The 17,870-nt window shown below is 36.8% G+C and carries 12 protein-coding genes and 5 tRNA genes; 1 reads left to right on the forward strand and 16 read right to left on the reverse strand.

Annotated elements, in window-relative coordinates:
• Window positions 1-563 precede the first annotated feature (563 nt).
• From rpoC to MUB18_RS01170, 14 genes are all read right to left on the reverse strand, one after another.
• A complete protein-coding gene (gene rpoC / locus MUB18_RS01105; protein ID WP_045752386.1) occupies window positions 564-4,841 on the reverse strand; it encodes a DNA-directed RNA polymerase subunit beta' in 4,278 nt (1,425 codons plus the stop codon).
• Between the two features lie 75 nt (window positions 4,842-4,916).
• Complete coding sequence (rpoB, locus tag MUB18_RS01110) at window positions 4,917-8,726, reverse strand: DNA-directed RNA polymerase subunit beta (RefSeq protein WP_045752387.1); 3,810 nt, start codon at window positions 8,724-8,726, stop codon at window positions 4,917-4,919.
• Window positions 8,727-8,895: 169 nt separating this feature from the next.
• Window positions 8,896-9,270, reverse strand: coding sequence for a 50S ribosomal protein L7/L12 (rplL, locus tag MUB18_RS01115; protein WP_045752388.1), 375 nt, complete (start codon window positions 9,268-9,270; stop codon window positions 8,896-8,898).
• An 80-nt stretch (window positions 9,271-9,350) separates the two neighbouring features.
• The gene (gene rplJ, locus MUB18_RS01120; RefSeq protein ID WP_045752389.1) at window positions 9,351-9,869 is read right to left on the reverse strand and encodes a 50S ribosomal protein L10; all 519 of its coding nucleotides are present in this window, start codon (window positions 9,867-9,869) and stop codon (window positions 9,351-9,353) included.
• A gap of 2 nt (window positions 9,870-9,871) precedes the next feature.
• Entirely contained in the window at window positions 9,872-10,570 is a 699-nt protein-coding gene (gene rplA / locus MUB18_RS01125; protein ID WP_045752390.1) for a 50S ribosomal protein L1, read from the reverse strand.
• A gap of 22 nt (window positions 10,571-10,592) precedes the next feature.
• Window positions 10,593-11,036 (reverse strand): 50S ribosomal protein L11, encoded by a 444-nt coding sequence (rplK, locus tag MUB18_RS01130; protein WP_045752391.1) that lies wholly within the window; start codon window positions 11,034-11,036, stop codon window positions 10,593-10,595.
• Between the two features lie 187 nt (window positions 11,037-11,223).
• Window positions 11,224-11,769 (reverse strand): transcription termination/antitermination protein NusG, encoded by a 546-nt coding sequence (gene nusG / locus MUB18_RS01135; RefSeq protein WP_248754745.1) that lies wholly within the window; start codon window positions 11,767-11,769, stop codon window positions 11,224-11,226.
• Between the two features lie 18 nt (window positions 11,770-11,787).
• The gene (secE, locus tag MUB18_RS01140; protein ID WP_045752393.1) at window positions 11,788-11,982 is read right to left on the reverse strand and encodes a preprotein translocase subunit SecE; all 195 of its coding nucleotides are present in this window, start codon (window positions 11,980-11,982) and stop codon (window positions 11,788-11,790) included.
• A gap of 19 nt (window positions 11,983-12,001) precedes the next feature.
• Window positions 12,002-12,072, reverse strand: a tRNA-Trp gene (locus MUB18_RS01145).
• Between the two features lie 164 nt (window positions 12,073-12,236).
• Window positions 12,237-13,421: an elongation factor Tu gene (gene tuf, locus MUB18_RS01150; protein ID WP_045752394.1), complete on the reverse strand. Its 1,185-nt coding sequence runs from the start codon at window positions 13,419-13,421 to the stop codon at window positions 12,237-12,239.
• A gap of 56 nt (window positions 13,422-13,477) precedes the next feature.
• Window positions 13,478-13,549, reverse strand: a tRNA-Thr gene (locus tag MUB18_RS01155).
• 94 nt (window positions 13,550-13,643) lie between these two features.
• A tRNA-Gly gene (locus MUB18_RS01160) sits at window positions 13,644-13,716 on the reverse strand.
• Window positions 13,717-13,774: 58 nt separating this feature from the next.
• Window positions 13,775-13,855: transfer RNA gene (locus MUB18_RS01165), tRNA-Tyr, on the reverse strand.
• Between the two features lie 21 nt (window positions 13,856-13,876).
• Window positions 13,877-13,949, reverse strand: a tRNA-Thr gene (locus MUB18_RS01170).
• Between the two features lie 452 nt (window positions 13,950-14,401).
• Here MUB18_RS01170 and MUB18_RS01175 point away from each other — a divergent pair.
• Window positions 14,402-15,565: a BamA/TamA family outer membrane protein gene (locus MUB18_RS01175; protein ID WP_248754746.1), complete on the forward strand. Its 1,164-nt coding sequence runs from the start codon at window positions 14,402-14,404 to the stop codon at window positions 15,563-15,565.
• Window positions 15,566-15,642: 77 nt separating this feature from the next.
• On the opposite strand, the gene MUB18_RS01180 is transcribed toward MUB18_RS01175, so the two are convergent.
• Window positions 15,643-16,170, reverse strand: coding sequence for a hypothetical protein (locus MUB18_RS01180; protein ID WP_045754247.1), 528 nt, complete (start codon window positions 16,168-16,170; stop codon window positions 15,643-15,645).
• A 377-nt stretch (window positions 16,171-16,547) separates the two neighbouring features.
• Window positions 16,548-17,867 carry a sensor histidine kinase gene (locus MUB18_RS01185; RefSeq protein ID WP_248754747.1) on the reverse strand — a complete coding sequence of 440 codons (1,320 nt, stop codon included), beginning with the start codon at window positions 17,865-17,867 and terminating at the stop codon, window positions 16,548-16,550.
• Window positions 17,868-17,870 lie beyond the last annotated feature (3 nt).

Raw genomic sequence — 17,870 nt, forward strand, 5'->3', positions numbered from 1 at the left:
GATTTGCAAGCAGCGTTCCGATAGTGTGGCCTATCCGGGAATATCGGGAGGTTAATAGCTGATCGGAGATGTTTTTGGCAACTGTTCTTTGGGGCTTATTTGTTGTGCAAATTTTTTGATTTTACTGTATCTGCCTATTTGGTACTGCAAAAAAAAGACTGTGCCCGACAGAAATAATAAAGATATCGGACTTTTTTTCGAACTTTCCTGTGATCGGCGGAGTATAATCTTTTCAGGTTATCGGGCTGTTAAGCTGAAAAATGTTCCTATACGGCCTTGCTCCTACTTGTTCCTTTCAACGATATACCATCATGATTGGGAATAGCAGCAGAAGGAATCTACTCTTATTAAACAGATGTCCATAGACAGGTTGAGCAAATACTGCTGATATTGGTCTTAGAGTGTTACGTCAAGAATCATTTTGCAACAAAAACCAACAATAAGATCTGATACCACATAGATACCTACACACGGCAATAGAGCAGCAATTGATAACATCCTACATCATAAAAAAAGGGTTGCAGACAAAATCTGCAACCCTTTCAAGTATGATTAAAAAATTATTAATCTTCTTCTTTCGAAGCTAATAATTGATCGTATTCTTCACGTGAACCTACGATAATGTTACCATATTGACGAAGACCTGTACCTGAAGGAATTAAGTGACCCACAATTACATTCTCTTTCAAACCTAATAAATTATCACGTTTACCTGCTATAGCTGCTTCGTTCAAGACTTTTGTAGTCTCTTGGAAAGATGCTGCAGAGATAAATGATTTCGTACCTAATGAAGCTCTAGTGATACCTTGTAATAAAGGACTTGAAGTCGCAGGAATTGCGTCACGGACCTCTACTAATTTTAAATCACGACGTCTCAAGCTTGAGTTTTCTTCACGCAACTTACGTAAAGAAACAATTTGACCTGGACGTAAATCATTAGAATCACCAGCCTCTACCACAACTTTTTTGTCGTAAAGCGAATCATTTTCTTCCATGAAGTCCCATTTGTTAACAGCCTCTTTCTCTAAGAAACGTGTATCTCCTGGATCTTCAATATTCACTTTTTGCATCATTTGGTGAACAATTGTTTCAAAATGTTTATCATTGATTTTTACACCTTGAAGACGGTAAACCTCTTGAATACCATTTACGATATAATGCTGTACTGCTGATGGACCTTTGATTGATAAGATATCTGCTGGAGAGATCGAACCATCTGATAAAGGCATACCAGCTTTAATAAAGTCATTGTCCTGTACTAAGATATGTTTCGAAAGTGGAACAAGGTACTTTTTAATTTGGCCATCGCGTGATTCGATAGAAATCTCACGGTTACCACGTTTAACACCACCTAAAGTTACAACACCATCAATTTCAGTTACTACAGCTGGATTAGAAGGGTTACGTGCTTCGAATAATTCCGTTACACGAGGTAGACCCCCCGTAATATCGCGAGTTTTACCTGTAGAACGAGGAATCTTAACTAAGATACCACCTTCTTTTACAGTTACACCATCCGCTACAGAAACGTGAGCTCCTACTGGAATGTTGTACGTACGAATTACTTCACCTTTTTTGTCTAAGATCTTGATCGCAGGGTTTTTCGTTTTATCACGAGTTTCAATGATTACTTTCTCTTTGTGACCAGTTTGCTCATCTGACTCTTCGCGGAAAGTTACACCTTCTACAATCGCATCAAACTCCACTTTACCAGCAAACTCCGAGATAATAACAGCATTATATGGATCCCATGATACTAACTTATCACCTTTAGCAACCTTATTTCCTTCTTCAACGAACAATTGAGAACCGTAAGGGATATTTTGTTGGAATAATACTTTTCTAGTTTCATCCAAAATTTTGATCTCACCAGAACGACCCAATACTACTTGATGCGTACCATCTTCACCTTCTTGAGATACCGTACGTAAGTTTTCAAACTCAACTGTACCGGCATATTTAGAAGAAATCTGGGACTCAGCAGCAATGTTAGAAGCCGTACCACCGACGTGGAACGTACGAAGTGTCAACTGTGTACCTGGCTCACCAATTGATTGTGCTGCAATTACACCTACAGCTTCACCCAATTGAACACGTTTACCAGACGCCAAGTTACGACCGTAACAGCTAGCACATACACCACGTTTACATTCACATGTTAACACGGTACGAATCTCAACACCTTCAATACCTGAAGATTCAATGCGTTCAGCAATATCTTCTTCGATGTCTTGATTAGCCTCTACTAACAACTCACCTGTTTCTGGATCATATACATTGTACAACGATACACGACCTAAAATACGATCGTATAATGGTTCTACAACATCATCATTATCTTTTAATGCCGTTGTATAAATACCTCTTAAACCTCCACAGTCTTGATCAATAACGATCATATCTTGTGCAACGTCATGTAAACGACGAGTTAAGTAACCCGCATCCGCCGTTTTTAATGCCGTATCGGCAAGACCTTTACGTGCACCGTGGGTAGAGATAAAGTATTCTAATACTGAAAGACCTTCTTTAAAGTTTGATAAAATCGGGTTTTCAATAATTTCACCACCTGCTGAACCTGATTTTTGAGGTTTAGCCATCAAACCACGCATACCACACAACTGACGAATTTGCTCTTTCGAACCACGTGCACCAGAATCAAGCATCATATATACAGAGTTGAATCCTTGGTTGTCATTCGATAAGATATCCATTACGTGTGATGTCAACTTATTGTTGATACGTGTCCAAATATCGATGATTTGATTATAACGTTCGTTGTTGGTAATGAAACCCATGTTATAGTTATTCATTACTTCTTCAACTTCGTTTGTCGCTTGTTGAATTAAATCAGCTTTAGCATCAGGAATGTTCAAATCTTGCAAGTTGAACGATAGACCACCTTTAAAAGCTGTCTGGAAACCTAATTCTTTCATATCATCCAAAAACTGTGCAGCACGAGCCATACCCGTAGTTTTCACAATTTCTCCAATGATATTACGTAAAGATTTTTTCGTTAATAATTCGTTGATAAATCCCACTTCATGAGGAACAACTTGGTTGAATATAACACGACCAACTGTTGTATCTAATAAAGTATCAACGATACTACCATCTTTAGTTCTGATTTTAGTTTTTACCTTAATAAAAGCATGCAAATCAATTTTCTTCTCATTCAAAGCAATAATAACCTCTTCTGCAGAATAGAAAATCATATCTTCACCATGAACGATTTGTTCTGGAGTACTTTTTCGGCCTTTTGTGATATAATAAAGACCCAAAACCATATCCTGAGAAGGTACTGTTACAGGAGAACCATTTGCAGGGTTTAAAATATTGTGCGCTGCCAACATTAAAACTTGAGCTTCCAAAACTGCAGCATTACCTAAAGGTAAGTGGACTGCCATCTGGTCACCATCAAAATCGGCGTTAAACGCGGTACACACTAATGGGTGTAATTGAATAGCTTTACCCTCTACTAAAGTAGGTTGGAAAGCCTGAATACCCAATCTGTGTAACGTAGGTGCACGGTTTAATAATACCGGATGACCTTTCAACACGTTTTCTAATATATCCCAAACAACTGGATCTTTACGATCTACAATTTTCTTAGCTGATTTTACAGTTTTCACGATACCACGCTCGATCATCTTACGAATGATAAACGGTTTGTAAAGTTCTGCTGCCATATCCTTAGGTAAACCACACTCATGTAATTTCAAGTGAGGTCCAACGACGATTACCGAACGAGCCGAATAATCCACACGCTTACCTAATAAGTTTTGACGGAAACGACCTTGTTTACCTTTTAAGATATCAGATAATGATTTCAACGCACGGTTACCTTCAGTTTTCACTGCGTTAACTTTACGTGAGTTATCGAATAATGAATCGACAGCCTCTTGTAACATACGTTTTTCATTACGTAAAATTACTTCTGGAGCTTTAATTTCAATTAAACGTTTCAAACGGTTATTACGAATAATAACACGACGATATAAATCATTTAAATCTGAAGTCGCAAAACGACCACCATCTAAAGGAACTAATGGACGTAATTCTGGTGGAATAATAGGAACGATTTTTACGATCATCCATTCAGGACGATTTTCAATACGATCTCTTGAACCACGGAATGCCTCTACAACATGAAGACGTTTTAAAGCCTCATTTTTACGTTGCTGAGAAGTTTCGTTAGCCGCTTGGTGACGTAAATCATAAGATAATTTATCTAAATCAATACGTTTCAATAATTCTTCTAATGCCTCAGCCCCCATTTTAGCAACGAACTTTTGAGGATCATTGTCATCTAAATATTGGTTTTCTTTAGGCAATGTATCTAAAATATCTAAATATTCCTCTTCAGTCAAGAAGTCCATATAGTTGATACCATCATCCTCTTTAATACCAGCTTGAATAACTACATATCTTTCGTAGTAGATAATCATGTCCAGTTTTTTAGTAGGAAGACCTAATAAATAACCAATTTTATTTGGAAGAGAGCGGAAATACCAGATGTGTGCAACAGGAACCACTAATGAAATGTGTCCCATACGCTCACGACGTACTTTTTTCTCCGTAACTTCAACACCACAACGGTCACATACAATACCTTTATAACGGATACGTTTGTATTTACCACAGTGACATTCATAATCCTTTACAGGACCAAAGATACGCTCACAGAATAAACCATCACGTTCTGGTTTGTAGGTACGATAGTTAATCGTTTCCGGTTTTACAACTTCACCACTTGAACGCTCTAAGATTGTTTCTGGAGACGCCAAGCTTACAGTAATTGATGTAAAGTTGCTTTTAATTTTATTATCTTTTTTGTAAGACATACTTATTCAAAAGTTAAAGCTTTATGAAAAAGTTTTAGTGATCATAGCGATCACTAAAACTTCCTTTTTGCTTAATTAATCCAATGTGATATCTAAACCTAAACCACGTAACTCATGTACCAATACGTTAAACGATTCTGGTACCGATGGAGTTGGTAAATTGTTTCCTTTTACGATAGCCTCGTAAGTTTTCGCACGACCAACAACATCATCCGATTTCACAGTCAAGATTTCTTGTAGGATATTAGATGCACCGAATGCCTCTAATGCCCAAACCTCCATCTCACCAAAACGCTGACCACCGAACTGAGCTTTACCACCCAATGGTTGTTGTGTAATCAATGAGTATGGTCCGATAGAACGAGCGTGCATCTTATCATCAACCATGTGACCTAATTTCAACATATAGATCACACCAACTGTAGTTGGTTGGTCAAAACGCTCACCTGTTAAACCGTTGTAAAGGTAAGTTCTACCTGAAGCAGGTAAACCAGCTTTAGCAACCCAGTCCTCTACCTCTTCTTTTTCGGCACCATCGAAAATAGGAGTTGCAAATTTAACACCTAATTTTTGACCAGCCCAACCTAAAACAGTTTCGTAAATCTGTCCTAAGTTCATACGAGAAGGTACACCCAGTGGGTTTAACACGATATCTACTGGTGTTCCATCATCTAAGAAAGGCATATCTTCATCACGTACAATACGTGCAACAATACCTTTATTACCGTGACGACCTGCCATCTTATCCCCTACTTTCAATTTACGTTTTTTAGCAACGTAAACTTTAGCCATTTGAACAATACCTGATGGTAACTCATCACCGACAGAAACTGCGAATTTATCACGTTTGAAAGCACCTAACTCTTCATTTAACTTGATGTTATAGAAGTGTAAAGAAGCTTTAATCATTTCATTCTTATCTTCGTCAGTTGTCCAACCTGTAGGGTTGATATTATTATAGTCTAATTCTGCTAAGATTTTTTGAGTAAACTTAGCCCCTTTAGCTACTAACAATTCTTTATAAACATTATAGATCCCTTGAGCAGTTTTACCATTCACAATTGTAAATAATTTCTCTACCAAACGTTCTTTCAAAATCTTAACAGCTCTTTCATGTGCTGTTTCCAATTTCTCTAATGTTTTACGCTCAACTTCTTTAGACATTTTCTTAGCGCGTGCAAATAACTTCGTATCAATTACAACACCTTTCAATGAAGGAGAAGCTTTTAATGAAGCATCTTTAACGTCACCAGCTTTGTCACCAAAGATTGCACGTAATAATTTCTCTTCTGGAGAAGGATCTGACTCACCTTTAGGAGTGATTTTTCCGATCAAGATATCACCACCATTAACTTCAGCACCAATACGGATAATACCGTTTTCATCTAAGTCTTTGGTCGCTTCTTCCGAAACGTTAGGAATATCTGCCGTTAATTCTTCTTCACCACGTTTTGTATCACGAACTTCCAATTCAAACTCTTCAATATGAAGAGAAGTAAACCAGTCTTCTTTTGCTACACGCTCAGAAATAACGATCGCATCCTCAAAGTTATATCCTTGCCAAGGCATGAATGCAACTTTTAAGTTACGACCTAATGCTAATTCACCATTTTCAGTTGCATAACCTTCACATAATACCTGACCCTTAGTCACACGTTGACCTTTACCTACAATAGGTTTTAAGTTCATACACGTATTCTGATTGGTTTTCTTGAATTTGATCAATCTATATGTTTTGACATCATCATCAAATGACACTAAACGGTCATCATCAGTGCGGTCATAACGAATTTTAATTTCATCTGCATCTACATACTCAACCACACCATTACCCTCTGCATTAATTAATGTACGGGAATCTTTCGCAACACGTGCTTCTAGACCAGTACCAACGATAGGAGCTTGTGGACGCAAAATTGGAACAGCTTGACGCTGCATGTTTGATCCCATCAATGCACGGTTGGCATCATCATGTTCCAAGAAAGGAATCAATGAGGCCGCAATAGATGTAATCTGGTTCGGAGCAACGTCCATATAATCCAAACGTGTAGGTTCGATTACCGGGAAGTCACCAAAATATCTTGCTTTTACTTTAGCATCGATAAAATTACCATTATCATCATACTGCGCATTGGCTTGACCGATTGTTTTCTCATCTTCGTCCTCAGCAGATAAATAATGAACAGGCTCTTCTACCACAACACGACCATCTTCAACACGACGGTAAGGAGTTTCGATAAAACCTAAATTATTAATCTTAGCGTGAACTGCTAATGAAGAAATCAAACCAATATTTGGTCCCTCAGGAGTCTCGATTGTACACAAACGACCGTAGTGCGTATAGTGAACGTCACGAACCTCGAAACCTGCACGCTCACGAGAAAGACCACCTGGACCTAAAGCTGAAAGACGACGCTTGTGCGTGATCTCCGCAAGAGGGTTGGTTTGATCCATGAACTGTGATAACTGGTTAGTACCAAAGAAAGAATTAATCACAGACGATAACGTACGTGCATTAATTAAGTCAGTAGGTGTGAAAACCTCATTATCACGAATATTCATACGCTCACGAATGGTACGAGCCATACGAGAAAGACCTACTCCAAACTGTGCGTACAACTGCTCACCTACTGTACGTACACGACGGTTAGATAAGTGGTCAATATCATCCACCTCAGCTTTAGAGTTGATTAAGTTAATCAAATACTTCACGATTGCGATGATATCCTCACGAGTCAGTACCTTCGTTTCATCAGGAGTATTTAATTTCAATTTACGGTTAATGCGGTAGCGACCTACATCACCCAAATCATAACGTTTGTCCGAGAAGAATAAACGATCGATGATACCACGAGCAGTTTCCTCATCAGGTGGTTCAGCGTTACGCAATTGACGGTAGATATGCTCTACTGCCTCTTTCTCAGAGTTAGACGTATCTTTTTGTAATGTGTTATATATAATTGAATAGTCAGCATTGTTTGAAGCATCTTCTTTTGCTAAAATAATTGATTTTACTCCAGCATCGATGATCAAATCAATGTGATCTTCTTCTAAAACAGTCTCACGTTCAAGGATAATTTCATTACGATCGATTGATACCACTTCACCAGTATCCTCATCAACGAAATCTTCAATCCATTTTTTCAATACCCTTGCCGCCAAACGACGACCCACGTATTTTTTTAGACCAGACTTACTTACTTTAATTTCATCGGCAAGATCAAATAATTCTAAGATATCCTTATCAGAATCATAACCGATAGCACGTAATAAAGTAGTAACTGGGAATTTTTTCTTACGGTCGATATAAGCATACATGACGTTGTTTACATCAGTTGCAAATTCAATCCAAGATCCTTTAAAAGGAATTACCCTTGCAGAATAAAGTTTAGTACCATTTGTGTGTCTACTTTGACCAAAGAAAACGCCAGGTGAACGGTGTAATTGAGATACGATTACGCGCTCCGCACCATTGATCACGAAAGTACCTTTCGGTGTCATATATGGGATAGTTCCCAAATATACGTCCTGCACAATAGTCTCGAAATCTTCGTGTTCTTCATCATTACATGATAACTTTAACTTTGCCTTTAAAGGAACGCTATAAGTTAACCCACGTTCGATACATTCTTGTATATCATAGCGAGGAGGATCAATGAAATAATCCAAAAACTCGAGAACAAAAATGTTTCTAGAATCAGAAATAGGGAAGTTTTCCGAGAATACCTTGAACAGCCCTTCCTGATGGCGGTTGTCAGAAGTAGTTTCTAGTTGAAAAAACTCCTTGAAAGATTGCAATTGCACATCTAAGAAATCTGGATATTCCAGAACTTTCCTGCTTGTCGCAAAATTTACTCTTTCTTGTTGAATATTATTGTTTGCCAAGGGGATATGAATTTTAGTTTTAAAAAAACTGAGCTTAACTATGCTGTTATTACTACATTTGGACTATGTTCAGCACACACATAGACTAGTAGTGAAATATCATAAATAGGAATAGACTCTAACGAAAATACGTCAGAGTCTAAACCTTTTGAGGGCTTGTTATGTAAGATTATTTAATCTCAACAACAGCTCCAGCTTCTTCTAATTGTTGTTTCAAAGCTTCTGCTTCATCTTTAGAAACACCAGTTTTGATTTCTTTAGGAGCGCCATCAACTAAATCTTTAGCTTCTTTCAAGCCTAATCCAGCTAAATCTTTTACTAATTTAACTACAGCTAATTTAGCACCACCAGCTTCTTTCAAGATAACATCGAAAGATGTTTTCTCTTCAGCAGCAGCAGCACCTTCAGCTGGAGCAGCAGCAACTGCAACAGCAGCAGCAGCAGGCTCGATACCATACTCGTCTTTTAAGATATCAGCTAATTCTTTAACTTCTTTTACTGTTAAGTTTACTAACTGTTCAGCAAGTTGTTTTAAATCTGCCATTTTATTTTGAATTTTTGAATGTCGTTATGAAAAATTGTTATTAATAATAGAACGAATGTTTTATTTAAAAAGAGTATTCGTTAACCTCTTTGTTCTAAAGCTTTTACTAAACCTGAAATTGTATTTCCACCCGATTGAAGAGCTGAAATAACATTCTTAGCAGGAGATTCCAATGCAGCGATAACGTCAGCGATGAGCTCATTTTTAGATTTAAGACTCACTAATGCTTTCAACTGATTGTCACCTACAAATGCAGTTTCTTGGATATAAGCAGCTTTTAACAAAGGTTTGTCACCTTCTTTACGTAAAGCTTGAATTAATTTCGCTGGAGCATTTGCGATTTCAGAAAACATCATTGTAGACGCACCTTTCAATGTACCTACGATCTCATCTGAATCGATACCAGCTTCGATTAATGCTTTTTTGATTAAAGTGTTTTTAACAGCTTTAATTTCAATATCACTTTCGAAACATTTGCGACGAATGCCATTCACTTTTTCTACCGATAAATTAGAAGTGTCAGTAATATAGAAATTACCGTAAGATTTAATCTGCTCGGCCAAAGCTTGAACAATTTCTTGTTTTTCTTCTTTTCTCATGATTAAATACCCGCTACTGATTTAGTTTCAATATGAATACCAGGACTCATAGTTGATGAAATGTGAATGCTTTTAAAGTATGTTCCTTTAGCTGCAGACGGTTTCAAACGAGAGATAGTTTGTAATACCTCTAATGCGTTTTCATAAATTTTGTCTGCATCGAACGACGCTTTACCAACTGAAGTATGGATGATACCAGTTTTATCAACTTTGAAATCAATCTTACCGCCTTTTACATCTGTTACTGCTTTACCTACTTCTGTAGTTACAGTACCAGTTTTAGGATTTGGCATTAAGTTTCTTGGACCTAAAATACGACCCAATTTACCTACTTTAGCCATCACACTAGGCATTGTAATAATGATATCAACGTCAGTCCAACCGCCTTCAATTTTACTGATATACTCATCTAAACCTACGAAATCAGCACCTGCTGCTTTAGCTTCTTCTTCCTTATCAGGAGTACATAAAACTAAAACACGTACAGTTTTACCAGTTCCGTGAGGTAAAGTTGCAATACCACGAACCATTTGATTTGCTTTACGAGGATCTACGCCTAAACGAACGTCGATATCCACAGAAGCATCGAATTTGGTCAATGAAATTTCTTTAACTAAAGCCGAAGCTTCTTTTAAAGAGTATGCTTTACCAGCTTCAATTTTGGATAGTGCCGCTTTTTGATTTTTTGTTAATCTAGCCACTTTTCTTAAATTGATTTCTTAATTAATTGTTCCAAGGAGCATTACCTGATACAGTAATACCCATACTACGTGCTGTCCCAGCTACCATTCTCATAGCAGCATCTAAAGTAAACGCGTTTAAATCTACCATTTTATCTTTAGCAATAACTTCTACTTGTTCCCAAGTAACTGAAGCTACTTTTTTACGGTTAGGCTCACCTGAACCGCTTTTTAAACCAGCAGTTTCTTTCAATTGAATAGCAACTGGTGGAGTTTTAATGATAAAATCAAAAGATTTATCGGCGTAAACTGTAATGACAACAGGCAATACTTTTCCTGGTTTGTCTTGCGTACGAGCATTGAACTGTTTACAGAAATCCATAATGTTCACACCCTTAGCACCTAACGCAGGTCCTACTGGTGGAGATGGATTCGCAGCTCCGCCCTTAACTTGTAATTTTACTAACGCACTGACTTCTTTTGCCATCTTGTTTTGAATTAAATTATTAAATGTTTGTTAGTAAGTTGGAAGCAAATAACGTAACATTTATTATTTCACTTGGCTATTAACTTGCGTTTAACCACCAAATGAGGTGCAAAGATATGTATAATAAAAACTAAATACAAATATTTTTCAACATAAAAAGAGCAAAGGTTAAACTTTGCTCTTTTTATTATTCTTTTTCTACTTGCATGTAGTTTAATTCCAATGGTGTTTTTCTTCCAAAAACTTTCACCATCACGATTAATTTCTTCTTGTCTTCGTGAACTTCTTCGATCTCACCAGTAAAACCGTTAAATGGACCATCATTCACTTTCACTGTTTCACCAACGTAGTATGGTACATTAATGGTCTCACCTTGCTCAGCCATCTCATCTACTTTACCTAAGATACGATTAACTTCCGCTTGGCGTAAAGGAATAGCATTACCTGCTTTATCTCCTAAAAATCCAATAACACTATTAACTCCTTTAATGATATGCTCTAACTCACCATCCAAAACAGCCTCTAACAAAACGTATCCAGGATAATAGTTACGCTCCTTAGCCACTTTTTTTCCATCACGCATCAAATAGTACTTCTCCATAGGAATCAACACCTGAGTAACCAAATGCTCAATCCCTAAACGGCTCACTTCGGCATCAATATATTGCTTTACCTTCTTCTCCTTACCACTCACTGCACGAACTACGTACCATTTTAAACTTTGATCTGCCATAAATAATGTTTGATGAAATTAAGAAGCAATACCGTACAACAACTCCAATACGTTGCTTGAAGCTTTATCCATTATAAAAACCAATAATGCTATGATAACAGAAGCAACAAGTACGATCACAGCGGAGTTTTGTAACTGACCCCAAGTAGGCCAAGTAACCTTCTCTGTAATCTCGACATAAGAGTCTTTAAAAAAATCAAGTACTTTTGCCATTTTCAGTTTATTTATTAAGCACGGGAACAAGGATTCGAACCCTGATCAAAGGTTTTGGAGACCTCTATTCTACCGTTGAACTATTCCCGTGTATTTCTTATTTTGATGATGCAAATATAGTGTTTTAAACTATCTCCTGCAAATATTTTTAATCTTTTTTTATTGTTTTTTAATCAATATTTCAGATTGAAAAAATAAGCTAATCAGTATGAACTGATTAGCTTACTATATGGTGATTTTAGAATCTTTTCAGATTATAAAATTTCAGTTACCTGACCAGCACCTACAGTTCTACCACCTTCACGGATAGCGAAACGTAGACCTTTTTCCATAGCGATAGGAGAGATCAATTTAACAGTGATCGTAACGTTATCACCTGGCATAACCATTTCAGTACCTTCAGCTAATGAAATCTCACCAGTTACATCTGTTGTACGGAAATAGAATTGAGGACGGTATTTGTTAAAGAATGGTGTGTGACGACCACCTTCAGCTTTTGATAAAACGTAAACCTCAGCTTTGAAATAATCGTGAGGAGTTACTGATCCTGGTTTACAGATAACCATACCACGTTTGATATCAGTTTTCTCAATACCACGTAACAATAAACCTACGTTATCACCAGCTTCACCGTAATCTAAAATTTTACGGAACATCTCAACACCAGTTACTGTAGATTTTAAGTTCTCAGCACCCATACCTAAGATTTCAACTGGATCTCCAGAGTTGATTACACCTCTTTCAATACGACCTGTAGCAACAGTACCACGACCTGTGATCGAGAATACATCCTCTACTGGCATTAAGAAAGGTAATTCAGTTAAACGTGGAGGGATTGGAATGTAGTTATCAACAGCATCCATTAATTCCATAATTTTAGCAACCCACTCAGGCTCACCGTTAAGAGCTCCTAAAGCAGAACCTTTAATTACTGGAACATCATCTCCTGGATAATCGTAGAATGATAATAATTCACGAACTTCCATTTCAACTAAGTCTAATAATTCTTCATCATCTACTAAGTCAGTTTTGTTTAAGAAAACAACTAAAGCAGGGATACCTACTTGACGACCTAATAAGATGTGCTCACGCGTTTGAGGCATAGGACCATCAGTAGCAGCAACTACGATGATAGCGCCATCCATTTGAGCAGCACCAGTAACCATGTTTTTCACGTAATCGGCGTGACCTGGACAGTCAACGTGCGCATAGTGACGGTTAGCTGTTGAGTACTCAACGTGTGCAGTATTAATAGTGATACCACGCTCTTTTTCTTCAGGAGCAGAGTCAATTGAATCAAATGAACGAGCTTCTGATAAACCTGCGTCTGCTAATACTTTAGTAATAGCTGCAGTTGTAGTAGTTTTACCGTGGTCAACGTGACCGATTGTACCAATGTTTAAGTGTGGTTTACTACGGTCAAATTTCTCTTTTGCCATGTTTATGCGAATTAGTAATTATAAATATTTCTCTATTTGTTATACAATGTTGTACGAGCCAAAGATGGGATTTGAACCCACGACCTCTTCCTTACCAAGGAAGTGCTCTACCCCTGAGCTACTTCGGCTTTTCGAAAATTCCTTCTACAGATTAATGCCTCCACCTTTAGATATAATATTATCAAAGAAGACAGAGACTAAAAATCAATACTTAAAAATTTGAGCGGAAGACGAGGTTCGAACTCGCGACCTATAGCTTGGAAGGCTATCGCTCTACCAACTGAGCTACTTCCGCTTTGTTTGCGATTTTACTTTAGACTTTCATCTACTAACAGCTCGCAAACTGTTTGGTGTGGGGGGAGAAGGATTCGAACCTTCGAAACCGAAGTAACGGATTTACAGTCCGTCCCATTTGACCGCTCTGGAACCCCCCCATAACTATAAAGTTATGTTTGAGCCTCTTATCGGAATCGAACCAATGACCTACTGATTACAAGTCAGTTGCTCTACCAGCTGAGCTAAAGAGGCGTTTCTATTTAAAAGCATTTAATCTCTAAACTTTATTTCTTTTGTTTAGCGAGTGCAAATATCTATTTTAATTTCGACATGTGCAAGCTTTTTTTTATTTTTTTTCACTCTTAAAAGAACTATCAAACTTTCTGAAGTAGCATCGCTATTTCCCCGTTTGCTGATGCAAAGATATACACTAAACCCACATTACAAAAATATTTTTTTAAAAAAAACACGTCTTTTTCACAACACTACTGATACGCAGATAAATAAATTTCAATGAAAATATGACATTTTAGAATGTTGGCTCAAAATTTCATAGATCCATTATAAAATTAGGATTATTGACAGGCACCATACCCATAATGGTATCACCATCATAAGTCTAAAAAATCGATACCAATGAATAAATTTGTTTCCTATATGACGCAATTAAAATTGTAAATAAAAAAAATTATCTAAGTTTGGCCATGCAAAATCCAGATCAAAATAAAGTGATCAAAATATTAGTATCGATACTATTCATTGTTTTTATCACCATTACGAACACTTTAAAAGCTCAAAATCTACTAGAAAAAGTAACTAAAAAAGTCTTTTCCACCTCCAAAGATTCGACCAGATCTGGAGTTTTTATGATTTTGCCAGCATTAGGTTATGCACAAGAGACAGGTGCCGAATATGGAATTGCCAGCAATTACAACTTCTATTTGAATAAAAAAGATAGCAGTATCAGATCATCAAACATTCTATTGATGGGTACATATACAACCAAAAAACAGTCAAATATCAAATTACAAGCCGACATTTGGACGGACAACAACGATTACCATATTATTTCAGAACTCCGTTATCGCAATTGGCCATCTAATTTTTATGGTATAGGCATGGATACTAAAAAGGTAGATGAAGACTTAATCAGTCAAAAATTATTCCGAGCAAAATTAGAAGTAGAAAAAAGAATGGCTTCTAATTACTATGCGGGAGTAAATATACAATATGATTATGTCCAGTTTCATGATCGAGAACCCGGTGGTATATTTGATCAAACTGCTATCATTGGGAAAAATGGAGGTCAGCAATTACTTTTGGGAATTTCTCAATTGTATGACAACCGAAACCATGTATCTTATACAACTCATGGTTATTATGCTAGAGCAAAATTAGCCTATGCGCCCAAATTATGGACGAAAGAAGATTTTGAAGGAGCTAATGTTGATGTCGACCTTCGCGGTTTTTTTCCTTTACACAAAAAAGTAACACTAGCGGCACAGGCTATTTATAGAACAACATTTGGGAAAACGATTCCATACTATGCATATCGAGATCTTGGTGGTGACATGATGATGCGTGGTTATTATATCGGTCGTTATAAGGATAAAAATTATCTCGCCTCGCAAGCCGAATTACGTTACCGTTTTCATCCTAGATTTGCTGTTGCAGGATTTACAGGAATAGGTTCCGTCTTTTCTAAAGAATATCAGGCGCGTTTTGTTCCTTCCTATGGAGGTGGGCTACGCTACTTCTTCAGTCTGGAGCATAATAGCAATATCCGTCTTGATTATGCTTATGGTGAACGGCGGCCTGGTGAAAAACGACAATCTGGATTTTATTTGTCACTTAGTGAAGCATTTTAAAAAGATATTTCCTGGTGTTTTGATCACCTTTTTTTCATATAAGGTGATCGATCCTAATTTCACAACTGCCTTTCCTTTTAAAAACGAATGATAAAGTCTTCTTTCCTTTGCCCTTTTCTAAAAAAAACCAATCCAAGATGGAAAAGATCGATAGTCACGACAACCTTTGAATGCTGCTTTAAAAATCTCCAAGACTTTTCTTGATCTTTTGAAAGATGAGGGCTATCAACAATGATTATATCATCTTCTTGCATCTCAAATAGTATTTTTTGATAATCATCGACCGTATTGATATAATAAATTGCTCGCTGGGCCAAGATCGTACAGTTACGTTCAAATAACTTGACCAGATCGGGATCATTTGATTTATCGGATATTTTATAGGTGCCAAATGGAAACGTTCTTAGCAAACGCTCTACAAATAAATAGTTCTTCTCTTCCCTCTTCCCTGCCCTTTTATAGCATAACGGCACAGCATTCACCTCATCAACCGTAGGCTTTCGATAAAGAACTTGATCGACCAATTGATATACAAAAGGTGAATGAGTTCCATGGCGACTATGAGAAACTAAATAATGACGTAAAGATTTTAGATAATACTGCATGTAGAGGACAAATTTACATAGAGTAATACAAATTCCTATTAAATGAATACCAAATTCGGTATTAACATAGATTTAACTACCCCATTGTTTAGGGATAATAGGGGGTTAATAGGGTTTTACCCCTATTAACCCCCTACTATCCCCCTATTAACCCCCTATTATATCTCTGTTAAAGTAGAATTTGATACAAAGTTAGTAGGATGTTGATCAAGAAAAAAACTAATGAAATTTTTTGCTTAAGCAGGTAAAATATAAGATACTCATGTATTCCTATTTCACATGGAACATTTTAGGATGGCCGATTAGAAAATGCAGAAGCACAAAGGCTAACCAGTGGAGAACTGTTAGCGATTAAGATAATATATTGTAAGGATGATCTAAAATTGCAAAATAAAGACACTTCCTTTTCCTTCTTCACTATTTACAAAGATCGTCCCTTTATGCAAAAGCATAATTTGCTTACTTAATGTTAATCCAACTCCTGTTCCAGTTTTTTTTGTTGTAAAGAAAGGTGTGAAAATCTGTTCTTGTAAATCCGCAGCTATACCAATACCATTATCCTCTATCCGTATCTGTATTTTACCATCCATCTCTATGGCAGAAAGACTGATATAGGCATCATCTTTTGATTTCACAGCATCGATCGCATTAAGCATCAAATTGATGATAACCTGTTCGATCAAATTAACATCTGCGTGCAACACTAATCTGGTATTCTTAAGTATAATATCAACATCTACATTCTTCTGAATGATGGTCGGTTCCAATAATTGATAGATATGTTCAAAAAGCTGAGCAACAGCAATAGGTGTAAGCAAAGGCTCATCTACCTTATTGATCATCCGATAGCTTTTCGCAAAATGTAACAGCCCTTGACTTCTTCTTTGAATTGTAGAAATACCGACTTTCAAATCTTCAATATCTTCCACACCTCTGAAGTGATTTAGTCTTCCATTTAGCGTTTCAGCGAGTGAACTTATGGGAGCAATCGAGTTCATGATTTCATGTGTCAATACCCTTAAAAGCTTTTGCCATGCTTTTGTTTCAGTTTCATCCATTGCTTCATTGATATTTTGATAAACGACAATTCGAAATACCGCATCTTGTGTTTCGAAGCTAGAACTTTGAATAAGCAACTTTATTTTTCCTTTATTCGATTGAACAGATTCCATCTGTTGCTGCCCAACATCCAAGCGCATCGTTTTTTCATAAAGTTCTTCATGCTTTTTTTTAAGGGCAGAGATATTACCTAAATGCGGCATATGAAACAATTGTTTGAAAGCATCATTTACCCACATTACTTTACCCGTATCCAATTGATAAAAGATAATAGCAGAATTCAGCATATTGATCACCCGATCCAGATATTGATGCTGGATCTCCTTATCTATACTAATCTCTTTATATGTATCATTGATCTGATTAAAAGCAGTAAAAAGCTTTCCTTCTGTTGATTTTGGATTTTTAACGACAAATCTGCGGGTAAAGTCGTGGTATTTTACCGCTTCAGAAAACTCGACGAGTTGCTTTGATAGATAATGTATCTGTTGATAAAAGCGATAGGCGAAACCAGAAATGAACAAAAAAAGGAATACAGCGTACGTATACCATCCCTTAAATACGAAGTAGGACGCTACAGTACATCCGACTAATAAAAAAATAAGTTTAATTACATTAATAAATCGATTACCTTTCATAGG

The organism is Sphingobacterium sp. PCS056, assembly GCF_023273895.1.
Classification (GTDB): Bacteria; Bacteroidota; Bacteroidia; order Sphingobacteriales; family Sphingobacteriaceae; genus Sphingobacterium.